The sequence below is a fragment of the Microbacterium sp. VKM Ac-2870 genome (assembly GCF_015350795.1).
Classification (GTDB): Bacteria; Actinomycetota; Actinomycetes; order Actinomycetales; family Microbacteriaceae; genus Microbacterium.
The window spans coordinates 42,387-56,989 of sequence record NZ_JADKSH010000001.1 but is presented as its reverse complement, the minus strand read 5'-3'; the positions used below and the strand labels follow the sequence as shown (position 1 = coordinate 56,989).

Below are 14,603 nucleotides of genomic sequence, written 5' to 3'. Positions count from 1 at the left end.
GGCAGTCACCGTGGAGATCCGCATCGGCATCGCGAACACCCCCCGAGAGCTCAGCTTCGAGTCGGCGCAGTCCGCGGATGCCGTGACCACGACGATCCAGCGCGCCCTCGAGTCCGACGAGCCCTTCGTCACCTTCACCGATGTGAAGGGCAACACCTACATCGTGCCGACCGCGGGCATCACCTTCATCGAGGTGGGCACCGAAGAGTCGCGCCGCGTCGGCTTCGTCGCCTGACACGACGGGCGCTCGACGTGGACATCCTCCTCGCCTTCATCTTCGGCGGTGCATTCGGCGGCGTCCTGCACTACCTCATGCCCGGTCGCTCGTCGCGCGGCACCGCCCTCGCGCCGGTGCTCGGCGCCCTCCTGGGCGGCTTCACGTGGATGGTGCTCACCTGGCTCGGGATGACCACTCTCACACCGTGGCTCTGGATCATTTCGCTCGCCGTCCCGGTCGTCGTCGTGCCGTCCGTGTTGGCGGTGCTGACCCGAACACGTGCGACCCATGACGCCCGTGAGCGCCTCCGGCTGAAGATCTCCTGAACTGATATCTCGAACGGTCGCTGCGCTGAGGGCGCACCGCCGTCAGGCGTCGAGGCCAATCGCAGCCATCCGCCGCGAGTGCGCGCCAAGCAGGTCGGTGAACACCGGCTCGACTTTGCGTTCTTCCGCGGCATCCAGAGTCTGAGGTCGCAGCGCGCCGCGCGCGATCAGCAGCGTGTCGCCCACCAGTCGGCGTCCCCACAGCGCGAGCAGCGACTTCCACTGCTCGTCGGCGGCGATCGCCTCGGCGACGATATCGGCGAGGGCCCGCCGATCGTTGTCGGCGTCCAGGATGTCGGCGACGCGACGACCGGTCGCGCCGTAACTGTTCGACAGAGCGAGGTAGAAGTCGTCGAGCATGCCCGCGGTGATGTGCACCGAGAGCATCGTCTCCAGGTGACGCGCGCCGTGCGTGGCACGGCGGAAGGCGTCGAGCGGCTCACGGAACGGCAGCATGAGCCCGAGCGCGTCATCTCCGCGCCCACGGATCACGGCGAGGATCTCACGGTGCTTCTGCAGTGCCGCGCCGGCGGCGACCGAAATCGACTCCTTCTGCGTGAGCTCGGGCGTCGGCGCGATCAACTCGCTCAGCGTTTCGAAGTAGCCCAACTGCAGGTACGCCGCCTGTCCGAGGAAGGTATCGATGTCGGGGGCGAGTTCTTCGAAGTCCACCCTTCGCACGTCACCGAAGTCGCCGCGCGAACGAACGCGCAACGTCCGCGCGACCGTGCGATCGCGCTGCCAGGGCCAGGTCACCACCTGCTCAGCCTAGAGGGCGGCGTGCCGGTTCCGAGGAGGTCCATCCCTGCTCCGGTAGGCTGGGACGGTCCCGGCGACGGATCGGGGCCCCCGCGCCTGCGGATGAGTAGAAGGCGTGGACCTCCTCACCGGCGGCTTCTCACCGCCAGACAGGCACGATCGTGACGACATTTGCTGAGCTCGGAATCGACCCCGACATCGTCCAGACACTCACCGCGAAGGGAATCGTCGACGCATTCCCCATCCAGGAGCAGACGATCCCCCTCGGTCTTCCCGGGCAGGACATCATCGGACAGGCCAAGACCGGAACGGGAAAGACCTTCGGCTTCGGCATCCCGGTGGTCCAGCGGTTGGGGCTCGACCCGGCTCCGGGTGTGAAGGCCCTGATCGTGGTGCCCACGCGCGAGCTCGCCGTCCAGGTCTACGAAGACATGGACATGCTGACGCAGAACCGGTCCACGAGCGTCGTCGCCATTTACGGCGGCAAGGCGTACGAGGGCCAGATCGACCAGCTGAAGGCGGGTGCGCAGATCGTCGTCGGCACGCCCGGTCGACTCATCGACCTCAACAACCAGAGGCTGCTCGACCTCTCCGGTGCCGTCGAGGTCGTCCTCGACGAAGCCGACAAGATGCTCGACCTCGGGTTCCTCTCCGACATCGAGAAGATCTTCCAGAAGGTCGCTCCGGTGCGCCACACCCAGCTCTTCTCCGCCACGATGCCGGGGCCGATCGTCGCGCTCGCGCGCCGCTTCATGACGAACCCCATCCACATCCGCGCCACCGACCCCGACGAGGGCCTGACCCAGGCGAACATCAAGCACCTCGTCTACCGCGCGCACTCGCTCGACAAGGACGAGGTCATCGCGCGCATCCTGCAGGCCGAGGGCCGCGGGAAGACGGTCGTGTTCACGCGCACGAAGCGCGCTGCCCAGAAGCTCGTCGACGAACTCACCGACCGCGGCTTCAACGCGGGCGCCGTTCACGGCGACATGAGCCAGGAGGCGCGCGAGCGCTCGATGGCCGCGTTCAAGGCGGGTAAGCGCGACGTGCTCATCGCCACGGATGTCGCCGCGCGCGGTATCGATGTCGACGACGTCACGCACGTGATCAACCACACGATCCCCGACGACGAGAAGACCTACCTGCACCGCGCCGGACGCACCGGTCGCGCGGGCAAGACCGGCATCGCCGTCACGTTCGTCGACTGGGACGACCTGCACAAGTGGGCACTGATCAACCGCGCTCTCGAGTTCGGCCAGCCCGAGCCCGTCGAGACCTACTCGTCGAGCCCGCACTTGTTCGCCGACCTCGACATCCCTGCGGGGACGAAGGGCCGCATCACCAAGGCCCCCAAGACCGAGGCCGTGCGCACCCAGCGCCCCGCGCCGGCGCGTGCGGAAGAGGTCGCCGAAGAGGGCTCAACCGAGGCCGGCACGCGCCGGCGCCGTCGCCGTCGCACCGGCTCACCGTCGGTCGGCTCGACATTCGCCGATGACGCGCCGCAGAGCGCGGATGGCGCGGCAGCCGGCACGGGCGAAGCTCCGCGCGACGCTGAGGGCGCGGGCACCCATGATGGGGCCGGCAAGGAGCACCGTGACGGCAACGCCGCGCCCGCACGTCGCCGCCGTCGTCGTCGTGGTTCAGGCGGCGGGGCCCCCTCGCAGACGCCGGCTGCCGGCGCCTGACTCAGCGCCGCGGCGTCGCTCGGTGGGTGAACCGGGACATTCACACCACCGGTTTCGATGTCGGAGGTTGTCGGTAGCGTCGGGGTTATGAAGGTCATCGATGGCATCGGCTCCCCGGGCATCCCGGGTGGCGCGGATGCGGTCGAGGATGATGTGTTTCCGTGCGATCCGGGGTGGGTTCCGCCGGATGCGCTGGACCTGATCTGTGACGCGGGTGCGATGGTCGCGGTGTTCACCGCGGAACGCTACCGCCGGGTCGCTGCCTACCGGCGGGAGGCTCTCGCCGAGGCGGCCGGACGTGGGCGGGGGCTCATCGACGTGGTGGAGCGGGCGATCCGTCTGGAGTTGGCCGCGGCACTGCGGGTCACGGAGCATGCCGCGGGGCTGCTGATCACGCAGGCGCAGGCCCTGGAGATCCGCTACCCCGCCGCCCTGGATGCCCTGGGCTCCGCGCGGGTGACGGAACGGCACGTGCAGGTGTTGATCGAGCTGCTCGACCCGCTCACCCCTGGTGAGTGCGACGCGGTGTTCGCGCAGGCGATGGTGCTCGCGGAGACGGAGCCGGTCGGCACGTTCCGTCGACGACTGCGCGCACTGATCGACCAGACCCGGGTGGAAACCCTTCCGGAACGTCACGAATGGGCGTTGCGGGAGCGGCGCGTTTTCGTGGAACCCGCCGATGAGGGGATGGCGTGGCTGACCGCATATCTGCCCGCGGTGGAAGCCCACGCCATCCACGGGAGGATCACCGCGATTGCGAAGACAGTGACCGCTCCGGACGGCGATGAGCGCACCCTGGATCAAGCCCGCGCCGACGTGTTCGGCGACCTGCTGATCGACGGCACCTGCACCGACCATCCCGAGGCTGCCCGCGGTATCCGCGCCACCGTCGTCGTCACCGTCCCCGCCCTCGCGCTGCTCGATACCCCCACCGACGCTCTGAACGGCGGGTTCGCCGTCGTCGACGGTGTCGGGCCGATCCCGATCGAACGGGCACGCGAGTTGTGCGGTGGAGCGGACGGGTGGATGCGGGTGCTCACCCACCCCGACACCGGCGCCGTCGTCTCCGTCGGACGCGAACGCTACCGACCCCCACCCGCCCTCCAGAAACTCGCCCGTTGGAGAGCCGCCCGGTGCATGGCGCCCGGGTGCGGCACCCCGGCCGACCGGTGCGATCTCGACCACACCCTTGCCTGGGAACACGGCGGCCACACCGCACTCACCAACCTCGCGCCCCTCTGCCGCGGACACCACACCGTCAAACACCACGGCGGCTGGCGGGTGCATCAACTCACCGACCCCGCCCATTCGGGGGCACTCGAATGGGTCTCGCCCTACGGACGCCGCTACACGGTCGCGCCCGAACGCACGATCCCGGTCTTCACGACGGCCGCAGGCTGAGTTCGGCGCTCGCCGGAGGCCGCGGCGGGTACACCCACGTCACCATGACGACCGACACGATCATCAACAGGAACCATGACACCAGCTTCGTGATCGACACGGGCTGCCAGCCATCGAGCTGATCCGGGTAGAGCCACGCGCCTGCCCATGTCCCGATGTTCTCCGCGAGGTAGATGAACACGGCAACGCCGGCATAGGCGGCGAGCAACGGCAGGCGCAGTGTCCGTCGCCAGATCCGCGCGTGCATCACCGTCGGCAGCCACAGCGCGACCACGGCGACCAGCAGCACCCAGCGCAGGTCCCACACGAAGTGATGCGCGAAGAAGTTGACGTAGATGAGCGCAGCGACCACCGCCGTGAGCCAGCGCCGCGGATAACGGGCGAACGTGAGATCGAAGAGCCGGTACACGCGCACCATGTACGAACCCACAGCCGCGTACATGAAGCCGCTGAACAGCGGAACCCCGCCGATACGCAGCACGCCCTCCGCCGCGTAGGCCCACGATCCGACGTCGGTCTTGAAGAGTTCCATCACCGTGCCCGTGATGTGGAAGAGCACGATGACCCACACCTCGCGTCCATTCTCCAGCCGTCCGATCAGCAAGCCGATCTGGATGAGCACCGCGGCGATCGTGAGTGCGTCGTTGCGTGCCAGCGCGGCATCCTCCGGCCACCACAGACGTGCGGCGACGATCACCGCGAGCAGCGCGAAGCCGAACACGCATGCCCACGCCTGCTTGATGAGAAACACCGCCGTCTCGACGAGAGCAGCGCGCACGCCGCGCTCGGGCGCGCCGCGCAGCACGCGGTGAGCGGCGGCGTCGATCCGACGCTCGAGGGAGGTGGGCTGCTGCATACGTCGCGGCGCACCCGTCAGGGGAAGACGGGCGCGCTGCCCGTGGCTCTTTCGATGATGCGGCTGACCATCGCGTCGGCGGTCGTGAACTCCCCCGGCTGGTTGGGCTTGCCGAGTCCGTGATAGTCGCTCGACCCGGTCACGATGAGGTCGCGCTCGGAGACCAGCGCGCGCAGCGCGCCCAGCGCCGGCTCACGGTTCTCCCGATGACCGAGCTCGAACCCCGCCAGACCCGCGGAGAGCATCCGCCGTATCAGCCCGTCGGGCAGCAGCCCGCCGCGTCCGGCAGGATGGGCGATGATCGGCACTCCCCCGGCATCCACCACGGCCGCCACCGCGGTCACCGGGTCGGGCGCGTACAGATCGACGTAGTAGTCGCTTCCGGGATGCAGGATGCCGGCGAACGCCTCGCCGCGATCCTGCACGTAGCCGCGAGCCACGAGCGCGTCGGCGAGATGCGGCCGCCCGACCGTCGCGCCCACCGCGGTCTGGGCGAGAATGTCGTCCCACGTCAGGTCGTAGTCACGCCCGATGCGCTCGGCCATGGTCTGCGCGCGCGTCAGACGCGACCGGCGGATGCGGTCGGTCAGCGCACGTAGATTCGGGTGCTCCGGATCGAAGAGGTAGGCCAGAACGTGGATGCTGCGCCATTCGTGGCGCGCCGACAACTCCATCCCCGGTATCAACGTCATCCCGAGCGAACCGGCGGCCTCCGCCGCCTCGGTCCACCCCGACGTCGTGTCGTGGTCGGTCAGGGCGACCGTGCCGAGCCCCACCGCATGGGCTGCGGCCATGACGCGCGCCGGCGGTTCGGTGCCGTCGGAGTGATCCGAGTGCAGATGGAGATCCGTCGGCCCGCGAAACCGCGGCATCCGACGCCCGCCCTCCGACACCACCATGCCATGAGCGTACCGGTGCCGCGCGAGGCCCCACGCGGTCCGGGAACTCCCAGGAGACCTGCCGTAGAGTCCCTGACGTGCTGCGCCTGTTCGGGATCCTGATGACGGTGACCGCGGCGATCGCGACCGCGATCGTCACGTGGCCGCAGTTCTTCCGTCTCGAGCAGACTTTCCCCCTCGCGCAGATCGTGTCGCTGCGCGGCGTCGTCGTTCTGGTGTTCGCGGTCGTCTTCATCGTCGGTCTGCTGGTCAGCCTCGCGCGTCCGCTGCGGGCATTCGCGGGGGCGATCGCGGTGATTGCTCTGATCGGCGCACTCGCGAACGGCGCCATCCTGCTCTCCCGCGGAATCAGCACCGGTACGCTGCCGACGGCCACCTCGACGACCATCCGAGTCATGACCTGGAACACGGCCGGTACCGCGACGGACCCGCAGGTCATCGCCCAGACCGCGGTCGCCATGCGCGCCGACGTCGTCGCGCTCCCTGAGACGACCATCGAGACCGGTGAGGCGGTTGCCGTCGCCATGCGCGACATGGGCTCGCCGATGTGGGCGCACCACGAGAACTACGGCGACCGACCCGGCTATCCCGACTGGGCCGCCAACTCCACGACGCTGCTCATCTCCCCCGAGCTCGGCGACTACGCCGTCGTCGCGTCGACCTCGGACGGAGCCACCAATACCTCCGCTGTCCCGAGTGTCGTTGCTATGCCCGTCAACGGCAACGGCCCGACGATCGTCGCGGTGCACGCCGTCGCCCCGCGGCAGGACCGCATGGCGGACTGGCGCAGTGACCTCGAGTGGATCGCGAACCAGTGCGCGAGTGACGACGTCATCATGGCCGGAGACTTCAACGCCACCGTCGACAACATGGCGCGCCTGGGTGTCGACGGCGGCGATCTCGGTCGGTGCCGCGACGCCGCGACGCGCACCGGGTCGGGCGGCGTCGGCACCTGGTCGACGAGTTGGCCAGCTCTCATCGGCACGCCGATCGACCACATCATGGCCACCGACCGCTGGAAGCCCACCGGATCCGCCGTGCTCGGCTCACTGGATGCGAGCGGCAGCGACCACCGACCGTTCGTCGTGCAGTACGAGCGGGTGCCCTCCGACGGTTGAGCCGAGGTGCGAGACTGGACGCATGAGCACGAGCGACAGCGACACGATCGCCACGACCGACAGCACCGTCACCCCCGTCGAGAACACGAACCGCAAGCAGCCGTTCCCGCGTGGTTTCCTGGAGACGATCACGTCGGGCTGGGCCGAACGTCCCGAGCTCACGCCTGATCCACGAGCCCAGGCCGCCTACACGGCTGCCCGCCGTGCTGCGGTGTCGGCAGCGTTCCCCGGTCGTCGGCTGGTTCTTCCTGCCGGAGGGTACAAGCAGCGCTCCAATGACACGGACTACCCGTTCCGTGCGCACTCCGCCTTCACGCATCTCACCGGGTGGGCCAGCGACAGCGTTCCGGATTCTGTGCTGGTGTTCGACCCCCGCGCAGACGGCAGCGGGCACGACGTCACCCTGTACCTGCGGGAGCGCGCCGATCGCACGAGCGCCGAGTTCTACGGCGACGCGACGATCGGTGAGTTCTGGATCGGCCCGCGCCCGGCGCTCGCCGGGGTGGCGAGCGACCTGGCCATCGCGACGGCGCACCTCGACCACTTCGTCGCCGGTGACTCCGACGTGCTCCTCGACGACGACGACGAACTCACACGCTTCGTCTCAGAGTTGCGACTGATCAAGGACGACTATGAGATCGAGCAGATCCGTCTGGCCGTCGAGATCACGGCGCGCGGCTTCGACGACATCATCGCCGATCTTCCGCGCATCGTTCAGACTCCCCGCGGGGAGCGGGCCGTCGAGGGCCTCTTTCACCATCGCGCCCGCGTAGAAGGCAACGGCGAAGGCTACGACACGATCGCGGCCTCCGGTCCGCACGCCTGCTACTTGCACTGGACGCGCAACGACGGCGCGGTCGTGCCGGGAGATCTGATCCTGATCGACGCCGGCGTGGAGGTCGACAGCCTCTACACCGCCGACATCACACGCACGATCCCGGTCAACGGCACCTTCTCCCCCATCCAGCGGAAGATCTACGAGACGGTGCGCGAAGCGGCCGACGCCGCATTCGCCGCCGCGCGCCCCGGCGTGAAGTTCCGCACCATCCACGAGGCGGCCATGCGGGTCATCGCTGAGCGGGTCGCCGAGTGGGGACTGCTGCCTGTCACCGCCGAGGACGCGCTCGACGCCGACAACGGTGGGCAGCACCGCCGCTACATGGTGCACGGCACCAGCCACCATCTGGGACTCGATGTCCACGATTGTGCTCAGGCGCGCCGCGAGATGTACTACGACGGCATCCTCGAGCCGGGCATGGTCTTCACGATCGAGCCGGGCCTCTACTTCCAGATCGACGACCTCACCGTGCCCGAGGAGTACCGCGGGATCGGTGTCCGGATCGAAGACGACATCCTCATGACCGCCGACGGCCCCGTCAACCTCTCCGCCGAGATCCCCCGCACCGCCGACGAGGTCGAGGCGTGGGTCGCGGGGCGCATCGTCACGAGCTGACGAACGCCTTCCGGTCGACCGCGTCGCGCGAGACGTGACTCCGCAGCCACGGCAGGACGGATGCCGCGAGCTCGGCTCCGATCTCGTCGGGCGGCTGCCGCCGTCCCTTCACCTCGAACGAGTGCCTGGCGCCGTCGATCCAGACGGGGGTCGCGTCGCGGCATGTGGCCAGCACCTCGTCGAACTGTTCACGCGGGAGAATGAACGGATCGTTCGTTCCCTCCACGAACAGCTGGGGTGCGGTGATCGCCGGTAGGTGTGCAGCGCGCAGCTTCTCGGGAGCGCCCGGCGGATGCAGCGGATACCCCAGATAGATCAGGCCCCGCGGCGAGATGACCCCCTCCGCAGCTGCCATCGAAGCCATCCGCCCTCCGTACGATTTGCCGGCGGCGAAGTGAGGGACGTCCGGAACGGTGTCGGCGAGAGCCCCCAGCGCGGCGCGCCAGGTCGACACGGCATGAGGCGCAGGTCCCGGCATCCGTCGACCCGCCTGCGCGTAGGGGAATGCGAAGCGCAGCACGCTGACTCCTCTGGCAGCCAGGGCCTCGGCGAACCCGACGAGGAACGGATGATCCATCCCCGCTCCCGCGCCATGGGCGAGGGCGAGCCCTGCCCAGGGATCCTCCGCCGCACACAGACCGGTCGATACGGCGACAGTGCCTGCGGGCAGGACGACATCGATCATTTCTCGACGGGAGCGGCTCCACCGGGATTCTCGGCGGATGCTTCGGAATCGGCGCCATCGCGACCCGCCGCCTCTTGCGGAGCGCCCGGCTCGGTGGCGGGCTCTTCCGCCGGAATGCGCTCGCCGTAGCGCGGCGGCACGTCGTCGATGCGCTCGCCGTACTGCGGTGGGGTCACGGGTGCGGATGCCGGAGCCGGCTGGTGCTCGACCGTCGCATGGCGGGGCGCCGCCGGCGCGACCGTGCGGCCGACGACTTCGCGCGCGCGGTGGATGCTGCGCGGAAGAACGGTGACCTCGTAACGATCGGCGAGCACCTGAGTGACCGACGTGTAGTCACGGCGACGGCGGACGATGGAGTACGTGATGATGCTCATCAGCATGCCCAGCGCGATGCCGACCAGCATCACTCCGACGAACAGCTGAATGGCTGCGTTCGGCGTGCCGAGCACGAAGATCGCGGAGAAGAGCAGTCCCAGCAGGATGCCGTTGATCGCGCCCGAGCGCGCCGCGGCGGCGTAGCCCAGGCGTCCCGTGACGGTCTCGACCGACCGCAGTCCGTGGCCGACGATGGCGATGTCGCGAGCCGGTACGTCCGCTTCGACAAGCTGCGAGACCGCTTTCTGTGCCGCCGGATACGTCGCGTAGTCGGCGATCTTCTCGCCCTGTTCCTGGGGAATTCCGCCCAACATGCTCACGAATCCATTTTGACACGCAGACCCTGTGCATCCGCCTGTGCGTCGCCCGGAGCATCCATGTCTGCGGACTACGCTGGTCGGGTGAGTACGCAGAGGGTTTTCGTGGCGCGCCTGGTGGGCTGCACCGTCTTCGACCCCGCGGGCGACCGGCTCGGCAAAGTCCGGGACGTCGTCGTCATCTATCGAAAAGACGACCCGCCCCGCGTTGTCGGTCTGGTCGTCGAGATCCCCGGCCGTCGCCACGTGTTCCTCTCCATCGGAAGGGTGACCTCGATCCAGTCTGGACAGGTCATCACGACCGGTCTCATCAACGTGCGCCGCTTCCAGCAGCGCGGCGGTGAGGTGCGCGTCATGAGCGAACTGCTCGGTCGCAAGGTCTACTTCACCGACGGATCGGGGCACGCCGTCATCGAAGACGCGGCCATCGAACGCAATCGCCTCGGCGAGTGGGACATCGGACAGCTCTTCCTGCGCAAGCCCAAGACGAGCGCCTCCCCCTTTGCCAAGGGTCCGACGACCTTCGCCACCTGGAGCGATGTGCGGGAGCAGGCGGTGCCCGGTGAGTCACAGTCCGCGGAACAGCTCGTCGCGACATTCTCCGAGTTGAAAGCCGCCGACCTCGCCAACACCCTCCTCGACCTCCCGGACGAGCGCCTGCTCGAAGTCGCCGAAGAGCTCTCGGACGACCGCCTCGCGGACGCCCTCGAAGAGATGCCCGAAGACGATCAGGTGCACATCCTCGAGGCCCTCGGCGATGAGCGCGCGGCGGACATCCTCGACCAGATGGAGCCCGACGACGCGGCGGACGTGCTCGCGCAGCTGCCCGAAGATCAGCGCGAAGAGCTCCTGGAGCTCATGGAGCCCGAGGAAGCCGAAGACGTCCGCGCCCTTCTGAAGTACGGACCCGACACCGCCGGCGGCCTGATGACCAGCGAACCGATCGTGCTCTCAGCCGACGCGACCGTCGCCGAGGCGCTCGCGCTCATTCGCCGTCACGAGCTGCACCCGGCGCTGGCCGCCGCCGTCTTCGTGACTCTGCCCCCCTACGAGACACCCACCGGCCGGCTGCTCGGCACCGTGCACTTCCAGCGGATGCTGCGCTATCCCCCGCACGAGCGACTCGGCGCGATCATCGACGACACGCTCGACCCGGTGACGGCGACGGCGTCCGCCGCCGAGGTCGCACGCCTGTTGGCCAGTTACAACCTCGTCTCGTTGCCTGTGGTCGACCAGGCCCGCCGCTTGGTCGGCGCGGTCAGCGTCGACGACGTGCTCGACTATCTGCTGCCCGACGACTGGCGCTCTCACGACGGAGATCATGAGCCCGTCCTGACCACGCCGCAGGCCGCCCCCGTCCGGAGGAGGTTCTGATGGCCAAGGATCGCGGCCGATTCTCCCTCGACGCGCCCCGCGGACGCGCCGGGATGCTCAACCGCACCCCGCAACCGTCGCAGGACCGCTTCGGGCGTTTCTCGGAGTCGTTCGCCCGGGCGATGGGAACGTCTGGGTTTCTTATCGGCATGACCGTGTTCGTCGTTCTCTGGCTGTGGTGGAACACGGCGATGCCCCGCGATATGCAGTTCGACGCCGCCGAGAACAACTACACACTGCTGACGCTCATCCTCTCGCTGCAGGCCTCGTACGCCGCGCCGCTGATCCTGCTCGCGCAGAACCGACAGGATGACCGCGACCGCGTGCAGATCGAACAGGACCGCCAGCGCGCCGAGCGCAACCTCGCCGATACCGAATACCTGGCACGGGAGGTCGTGGCCCTGCGCATGGCGATGACCGATGTCTCCGAGCACGTGGTGACCCGTGAGGTTCTGCGACAGGAGCTGAAGGCGTTGCTTGAGTCGCTCGAAGACTCCCGTGACGCGGCGTCGGGCACGCGCGCGCCCGCCGACCCCTCGTGATGGCGGCATCCGAGGGGCCGACCGACGCGCGCCGCGACGCGGTTCGACGCGCCGTCGGCGCCGTGATCGACCCGGAGCTGCGGCGCCCCCTCACCGAGCTCGACATGATCCGCGACGTACAAGTGACGGCAGACCGCGCCGCCGTCGAGATCGCGCTGACGATCGTGGGCTGCCCCGCCGCCAACCGCATCGAACGGGACGTCCGTGCCGCGGCGGCCGGCGTCGCCGGAATCTCGGCTGTCGATGTGATCGTCGGTGTGATGACAGCGGCCGAGCGTCAGGCGCTCACCGAACGGCTTCGCGGCGGCCGAGCCGCACGAACCATGCCCTTCGGCCCGGATTCGCTCACCCGTGTCATCGCTGTCACGAGCGGCAAAGGCGGGGTCGGCAAGTCCAGCGTCACCGCGAATCTCGCTGTCGCGCTGGCCGGACGCGGCCTCGCGGTCGGACTCATCGACGCGGACGTCCATGGCTTCTCCATTCCGGCCCTGCTCGGACTCGTGGATGCCGAGGGCAGACCGCCCGCACCGACCCGGATCGACGATCTGATGCTGCCCCCGGTCGCATACGAGGTGAAGGCGATCTCGATCGGCATGTTCCTGCCGCGCGACCAGCCCGTGTCGGCGGCCGTGGCGTGGCGCGGTCCGATGCTGCACCGCACCGTCCAGCAGTTCCTCACCGATGTGTACTTCGGTGACCTCGACGTGCTTCTCATCGACATGCCGCCGGGCACCGGCGACGTGGCGATCTCGGTCGGACAGCTGCTGCCGCACGCCGATGTGCTCGTCGTGACGACACCTCAGTCGGCGGCGTCCGACATCGCTGTCCGCAGCGGCCTCGTCGCCGCTCAGACCGGCCAGCGGGTGATCGGCGTGGTGGAGAACATGGCCGCGATGACCCTGCCCGACGGCAGCACACTCGACCTGTTCGGCTCTGGAGGCGGGGCCGCGGTCGCCGCCGCGCTCTCGTCAGAGAGCACCGAGGTGCCCCTGTTGGCATCCGTGCCCCTCAGCGTGGGGCTGCGCGCGGGAGGAGATGCCGGCATACCGATCGTCGTATCCGACCCCGATGACCCCGCAGCGCGCGCGCTGTCTGCGGTCGCCGCGGCCATCGCCGGTACCCCGCGCGGACTCGCGGGACGCTCGCTGCCGCTCGCACCGCGTTGAGATTCCGGGCCGACGAGGCTCAGGTGGCCTCGTCGTCGTACGGGACGTCGCGGTCGGGGTCGAAGGCGGAGACCAGGGTCATGGGCGATGTCGCGGCCACGGCGGTACCCACGGCAGCGGCCTTCACCAGCGGCACCGGGGCGTCATCGAGGAGCGCGTCGCGGATGATGCGACGGGGGTCGTACTGGCGGGGATCGAGCTTTCGCCACTCGACATCGTCGAAGTCCTCGCCCAGCTCGTCCTTCACCCGCGTCTTGGCACCGCTCAACCACTCGCGAGCACGCACCGTCAGCCGCGCGAGCGTTTCCGCGTACGTGGGAAGCCGCTCGGGTCCGACCAGCAGGGCGGCCACGATCAAGATCAGGACGAGCTTGTCCCAGTCGAGGCCGAAGAACATGCCTCCAGGTTACCCGTGCGCCTGACGACCGCGATGCGGCGCGCACCGTACTGTGGGGGACGGAGGAAGACGATATGGCCGACCAAGACGCGATCCGCAGGTACGTCGACGAAGTGACTGTCGAACCTGAGCAGATCGAGCGCGCTCGTGCGCACGCACTCGAACTGGGCGCCGACCCGATCAGCCCGGCCGTCGGCGCGCAGATCGCCGTCATCGTCGCCACCACGGCAGCGCTCAACATCGTCGAGATCGGCACGGGAGCAGGGGTTTCCGGACTGTGGTTGATGCACGGTGCGCCGCGGGCGACCCTCACCACGATCGACAAGGAGCCCGAACACCTCGCTGCCGCGCGCACCGCCTTCGCTGATGCGAAGATCCCGCCGGCACGGGCGCGGTTCATCGCCGGCCGAGCCGCCGACGTCCTGCCGCGCATGAACGAGGCGTCCTATGACATCGTGCTCGTCGATGCCGACCCCGACGGCGTGATCGACCACGTCGAACACGGACTTCGACTCGTCCGCGCAGGCGGCACCGTACTGATACCGCGTGTGCTCGCGGGCGGTGCGGTCGCCGACCCGGTGCGACGCGACGCGGTGACCACCGCCTACCGCACGCTCATTCAGGAGACCCAATCCTCCCCCGCCGTCCTCGGCGCGCTGTCGATCGTCGGCGAGGGACTGCTGCAGCTCACCACCGTCGCTTCCGACGCGCGCTGACGGCCGCCACCCTCACAAAGCGGGCCCACGGGTGACGAAAAGGGTCGCTCCGAAGACCGACCCTTTTCGTGGAGATGAGGAACTCAGGCGGCGCCGACCACACCGCCGAGAACGCCGTGCAGTTCCTTTGCCTCTTCATCATTGACAGAGACGACGAGTCGGCCGCCGCCTTCGAGGGGAACGCGCACGATGATGAGGCGCCCCTCCTTCACGGCCTCCATCGGTCCGTCACCGGTTCGCGGCTTCATGGCTGCCATTGCGGGCTCCTTTTGTCGTCGGACTACCCTGACAAGTTTATCGGTATGCCGAGACACTGG

Annotated in this window: 17 protein-coding genes; 10 read left to right on the top strand and 7 right to left on the bottom strand. The window is 68.8% G+C overall.

Features of this window, described 5'->3' with window-relative positions:
- Nucleotides 1–10: 10 nt before the first annotated feature.
- Nucleotides 11–235, top strand: a complete 225-nt coding sequence (locus ITJ43_RS00275; RefSeq protein ID WP_194581097.1) for a DUF3107 domain-containing protein — start codon at nucleotides 11–13, stop codon at nucleotides 233–235.
- A gap of 17 nt (nucleotides 236–252) precedes the next feature.
- Entirely contained in the window at nucleotides 253–543 is a 291-nt protein-coding gene (locus tag ITJ43_RS00270; protein WP_194581096.1) for a hypothetical protein, read from the top strand.
- Between the two features lie 42 nt (nucleotides 544–585).
- Here the strand turns inward: ITJ43_RS00270 and ITJ43_RS00265 are convergent, their stop codons facing one another.
- Complete coding sequence (locus tag ITJ43_RS00265) at nucleotides 586–1,302, bottom strand: ferritin-like fold-containing protein (protein WP_194581095.1); 717 nt, start codon at nucleotides 1,300–1,302, stop codon at nucleotides 586–588.
- A 161-nt stretch (nucleotides 1,303–1,463) separates the two neighbouring features.
- On the opposite strand from ITJ43_RS00265, the gene ITJ43_RS00260 reads away from it, so the two are divergent.
- A complete protein-coding gene (locus ITJ43_RS00260; protein ID WP_194581094.1) occupies nucleotides 1,464–2,987 on the top strand; it encodes a DEAD/DEAH box helicase in 1,524 nt (507 codons plus the stop codon).
- 87 nt (nucleotides 2,988–3,074) lie between these two features.
- A complete protein-coding gene (locus ITJ43_RS00255) occupies nucleotides 3,075–4,388 on the top strand; it encodes an HNH endonuclease signature motif containing protein (protein ID WP_228495260.1) in 1,314 nt (437 codons plus the stop codon).
- Here ITJ43_RS00255 and ITJ43_RS00250 read toward each other — a convergent pair.
- The gene (locus ITJ43_RS00250; protein WP_194581092.1) at nucleotides 4,369–5,244 is read right to left on the bottom strand and encodes a DUF817 domain-containing protein; all 876 of its coding nucleotides are present in this window, start codon (nucleotides 5,242–5,244) and stop codon (nucleotides 4,369–4,371) included. The genes ITJ43_RS00255 and ITJ43_RS00250 overlap by 20 nt on opposite strands.
- Nucleotides 5,245–5,261: 17 nt before the next feature.
- On the bottom strand, nucleotides 5,262–6,143 hold the full coding sequence (locus tag ITJ43_RS00245; protein WP_194581091.1) for a PHP domain-containing protein: 882 nt from the start codon (nucleotides 6,141–6,143) through the stop codon (nucleotides 5,262–5,264).
- Between the two features lie 77 nt (nucleotides 6,144–6,220).
- Between ITJ43_RS00245 and ITJ43_RS00240 the strand changes: the two genes are divergently transcribed.
- Both ITJ43_RS00240 and ITJ43_RS00235 read left to right on the top strand, forming a co-directional pair.
- The gene (locus ITJ43_RS00240) at nucleotides 6,221–7,261 is read left to right on the top strand and encodes an endonuclease/exonuclease/phosphatase family protein (protein ID WP_194581090.1); all 1,041 of its coding nucleotides are present in this window, start codon (nucleotides 6,221–6,223) and stop codon (nucleotides 7,259–7,261) included.
- A 22-nt stretch (nucleotides 7,262–7,283) separates the two neighbouring features.
- Nucleotides 7,284–8,714 carry an aminopeptidase P family protein gene (locus ITJ43_RS00235; RefSeq protein ID WP_194581089.1) on the top strand — a complete coding sequence of 477 codons (1,431 nt, stop codon included), beginning with the start codon at nucleotides 7,284–7,286 and terminating at the stop codon, nucleotides 8,712–8,714.
- Here the strand turns inward: ITJ43_RS00235 and ITJ43_RS00230 are convergent.
- Entirely contained in the window at nucleotides 8,704–9,399 is a 696-nt protein-coding gene (locus ITJ43_RS00230) for an alpha/beta family hydrolase (RefSeq protein WP_194581088.1), read from the bottom strand. The two genes, ITJ43_RS00235 and ITJ43_RS00230, sit on opposite strands and share 11 nt — an antisense overlap.
- Nucleotides 9,396–10,088, bottom strand: a complete 693-nt coding sequence (locus tag ITJ43_RS00225) for a general stress protein (RefSeq protein ID WP_228495309.1) — start codon at nucleotides 10,086–10,088, stop codon at nucleotides 9,396–9,398. Before ITJ43_RS00225 ends, ITJ43_RS00230 begins: the two co-directional genes overlap by 4 nt.
- 87 nt (nucleotides 10,089–10,175) lie before the next feature.
- Between ITJ43_RS00225 and ITJ43_RS00220 the strand changes: the two genes are divergently transcribed.
- Genes ITJ43_RS00220 through ITJ43_RS00210 form a run of 3 tightly spaced genes read left to right on the top strand, consistent with a single transcriptional unit; the run spans nucleotide 10,176 to nucleotide 13,173 of the window.
- Nucleotides 10,176–11,465: a magnesium transporter MgtE N-terminal domain-containing protein gene (locus tag ITJ43_RS00220; protein WP_194581087.1), complete on the top strand. Its 1,290-nt coding sequence runs from the start codon at nucleotides 10,176–10,178 to the stop codon at nucleotides 11,463–11,465.
- The gene (locus tag ITJ43_RS00215; RefSeq protein ID WP_194581086.1) at nucleotides 11,465–12,007 is read left to right on the top strand and encodes a DUF1003 domain-containing protein; all 543 of its coding nucleotides are present in this window, start codon (nucleotides 11,465–11,467) and stop codon (nucleotides 12,005–12,007) included. Before ITJ43_RS00220 ends, ITJ43_RS00215 begins: the two co-directional genes overlap by 1 nt.
- The gene (locus ITJ43_RS00210) at nucleotides 12,007–13,173 is read left to right on the top strand and encodes a P-loop NTPase (protein ID WP_194581085.1); all 1,167 of its coding nucleotides are present in this window, start codon (nucleotides 12,007–12,009) and stop codon (nucleotides 13,171–13,173) included. The genes ITJ43_RS00215 and ITJ43_RS00210 overlap by 1 nt, the downstream gene beginning before the upstream one ends.
- Nucleotides 13,174–13,192: 19 nt before the next feature.
- Here the strand turns inward: ITJ43_RS00210 and ITJ43_RS00205 are convergent, their stop codons facing one another.
- Nucleotides 13,193–13,570: a Sec-independent protein translocase TatB gene (locus ITJ43_RS00205; RefSeq protein WP_194581084.1), complete on the bottom strand. Its 378-nt coding sequence runs from the start codon at nucleotides 13,568–13,570 to the stop codon at nucleotides 13,193–13,195.
- A gap of 74 nt (nucleotides 13,571–13,644) precedes the next feature.
- On the opposite strand from ITJ43_RS00205, the gene ITJ43_RS00200 reads away from it, so the two are divergent.
- Nucleotides 13,645–14,286 carry an O-methyltransferase gene (locus tag ITJ43_RS00200; protein WP_194581083.1) on the top strand — a complete coding sequence of 214 codons (642 nt, stop codon included), beginning with the start codon at nucleotides 13,645–13,647 and terminating at the stop codon, nucleotides 14,284–14,286.
- A gap of 83 nt (nucleotides 14,287–14,369) precedes the next feature.
- Here ITJ43_RS00200 and ITJ43_RS00195 read toward each other — a convergent pair whose 3' ends face one another.
- A complete protein-coding gene (locus ITJ43_RS00195) occupies nucleotides 14,370–14,543 on the bottom strand; it encodes a DUF3117 domain-containing protein (protein WP_082734206.1) in 174 nt (57 codons plus the stop codon).
- Between the last annotated feature and the right edge of the window lie 60 nt (nucleotides 14,544–14,603).